2 protein-coding genes are annotated in these 3252 nt (G+C 75.3%); both read left to right on the forward strand.

What is annotated here, in order from left to right; all coding sequences use genetic code 11:
• On the forward strand, window positions 1-1343 hold a 1343-nt coding region (locus tag E4099_RS34980), incomplete at its 5' end, for a type I polyketide synthase (protein WP_135342361.1).
• Between the two features lie 54 nt (window positions 1344-1397).
• Window positions 1398-3252 (forward strand): type I polyketide synthase (locus tag E4099_RS30635; protein WP_135342362.1); only part of this gene is annotated, 1855 nt, incomplete at its 3' end.

The following is a 3252-nucleotide window of genomic DNA, read 5'->3' on the forward strand; positions in this document are numbered from 1 at the left end:
CCCTCGACCCGGACGGCACCGTACTGGTCACCGGCGGCACCGGCGCCCTGGGCGGACTGGTCGCCCGCCATCTGGTCACCGCTCACGCGGCACGGCACCTGCTGCTGCTCAGCCGGCGCGGACCGCGGGCGGAGGGCGCGGACACCCTGTGCGCCGAACTCACCGCCCTGGGCGCCCAGGTGACCGTACGGGCCGTGGACGCCGCCGACCGGCAGGCGCTGACCGAGGCACTGGCCGAGATCCCCGCCGCCCATCCGCTCACCGCCGTGGTGCACACCGCCGGGGTGGTGGACGACGCGGTGGTCTCGGAGCTGACCTGCGAGCGGGCCGACGCCGTGCTGGCCCCCAAGGCCGACGCCGCCTGGCACCTGCACGAACTCACCCGGGAGATGCCGCTGGCCGCGTTCGTGCTGTTCTCCTCGGCCGCCGCCACCCTGGGCGGCCCGGGCCAGGGCAACTACGCGGCGGCCAACCTGTTCCTGGACGCCCTGGCCCAGCACCGCGCGGCCCGTGGCCTGCCCGCCCTCTCCCTGGCCTGGGGCCCCTGGGAGCGGCAGGGCGGCATGGCCGACGGCCTGGACGCCGCCGCGCTGCGCCGGATGCGGCGCTCCGGGGTGCTCCCGCTGAGCGACGCGGACGGCCTGGCGCTGCTGGACGCCGCGCTCACCGCAGCCCACCCCGCGCCGCTGCCGGTACGCCTCGACCTCGCCGCGCTGCGCACCGCGCCCGGCGAGCTGCCGCCGGTGCTCCGCGGCCTGGTGGCACCCGCCGCCCCGGCCGGCGCCGCCACCACCGCGGGCACCGCCGACCAGGCCGCGCAACTGCTGCGCAGGCTGGCCGGGCTGCCCCCGGCCAAGCAGGAGGACCTGCTGCTGGACCTGGTACGCACCCAGGTGGCCCAGGTGCTGGGGCACGCCACGGCCCAGGCCGTCGCCCCCGACCGCGCCTTCGACGAACTCGGCTTCGACTCGCTGACCGCCGTCGAACTCCGCAACCGGCTGGGCGCCGCCACCGGGCTGCGCCTGCCCACCACCCTGGTCTTCGACCACCCGACCGCCGCCGCCCTCGCCCGCTATCTGCGCACCGCGATGCCGCGCGAGGGAGCACCCGCCGCCCATCCCGTACTGGAGGAACTCGACCGGCTCGAAGCCGCGCTCGCCGGGGTCGGCCCGGACGATCCGGACCAGGCACGGATCGCCACCCGGCTGAGGGCCCTGGCCGCCCAGTGGGGCGAGCAGCGCACCACGGCGACCACCGCCGACACCACCACCGCCGGCGACCTGGAATCCGCCGCGGACGATGAGGTCTTCGACTTCATCGAGAAGGAACTCGGAATCTCCTGACCGGACGGGACCCGTATCCCGATCCGCAGCACGTCCATAAGGGGTGGCGTCGTAGTGAGCAACACTGAGGAAAAACTCCGGCACTTTCTCAAGAAGGTGGCCGCCGATCTGCACGAGACCCGCCAGCGGCTCCAGGAAGTCGAGGCGGCCGACGGCGAACCGGTCGCGATCGTCGGCATGGCGTGCCGCTTCCCCGGCGGCGTCGCCGACCCGGAGGGGCTGTGGCGGCTGGTCGCCGAAGGCCGGGACGCCATCGGCGACTTCCCGACCGACCGGGGGTGGGACCTGGCCAACCTCTACCACCCGGACCCCGACCACCCCGGTACCACCTACGGGCGGGAGGGCGGCTTCGTCCACGACGCGGGCCGCTTCGATCCCGGGTTCTTCGGCATCGGCCCCCGCGAGGCCCTGTCCATGGACCCCCAGCAGCGGCTGCTGCTGGAGGTGACCTGGGAGGCCTTCGAACGGGCCGGGATCGACCCCGGGGCCCGCCGCGGCAGCAAGACCGGTGTCTTCGTGGGCACCGGGCACCAGGAGTACGCCGCCCTGGTCCAGCGGGCCACCGAGAACTTCGAGGGCTATCTGCTCACCGGCGGCGCCGCCAGCGTGCTCTCGGGCCGGGTGTCCTATGTGTTCGGCCTGGAAGGGCCGGCCGTCACGGTGGACACCGCCTGCTCCTCCTCGCTGGTGACCCTGCACCTGGCCTGCCAGTCGCTGCGGCGCGGCGAGTGCTCGATGGCCCTGGCCGGCGGCGCGGCGGTGATGGCCTCGCCGGGGATGTTCGTGGAGTTCGCCCGGCAGCGGGGACTGGCCCCGGACGGCCGCTGCAAGGCGTTCTCGGCCGGCGCCGACGGCACCGGTTGGGGCGAGGGCGTCGGCATGCTGGTGCTGGAGCGGCTCTCCGACGCCCGCCGCAACGGCCACCGGGTGCTGGCCGTGGTCCGCGGCTCGGCGGTCAACCAGGACGGCGCCTCCAACGGCCTGACCGCCCCCAACGGACCCTCCCAGCAGCGGGTGATCTGGGACGCGCTGTCCAGCGCCCGGCTCTCGGCGGCCGACGTCGACGCGGTCGAGGCGCACGGCACCGGCACCTCGCTGGGCGATCCCATCGAAGCGCAGGCGCTGCTGGCCACCTACGGACAGGGGCGCCCCGCGGACCGTCCGCTGTGGCTGGGCTCGGTGAAGTCCAACATCGGGCACACCCAGGCCGCCGCCGGTGTGGCCGGCGTCATCAAGATGGTGATGGCCCTCCGGCACGGCACGCTGCCCAAGTCCCTGCACATCGACGAGCCCACCCCCCACGTGGACTGGTCCGCGGGCGCGGTGGAACTGCTGACCGAGGCCCAGGACTGGCCGGACACCGGCCGGGAGCGCCGGGCCGGCATCTCCTCCTTCGGCGCCAGCGGCACCAACGCCCATGTGATCCTCGAACAGGCGCCCGTCGAGGAAGTGGCCGAGGGCGGCCCCGAGGGCGGCACGCCCACCGCCCCCGCGATGGTGCCCTGGCTGGTCTCGGCCCGCGACGAGCGGTCCCTGCGCGCCCAGGCCGACCGGCTGGCCGGCTACGTCCTCGCCCACCCCGAGGTGGACCCGGCCGACCTGGGCCGCTCCCTGGTCACCTCGCGTGCCGTGCTGGAGCAGCGCGCCGTGGTGGTCGGCGGCGACCGCGAGGAACTCCTGGCGGGCCTGCGCGCCCTGGCGGCCGGCGAGGAGGCGGGCTCCCCCCAGGTGGTCACCGGCCGCGACACCGGCCCCGGCGACACCGTGCTGGTCTTCCCGGGTCAGGGGTCGCAGTGGGCGGGGATGGCGGTGGAGTTGCTGGACTCCAGCCCGGTCTTCGGTGAGGCGATGGGGGAGTGCGAGCGGGCGCTGGCGCCGTTCGTGGAGTGGTCGTTGGAGGGGGTGCTGC

Source organism: Streptomyces palmae, from assembly GCF_004684805.1.
Lineage (GTDB): Bacteria > Actinomycetota > Actinomycetes > Streptomycetales > Streptomycetaceae > Streptomyces > Streptomyces palmae.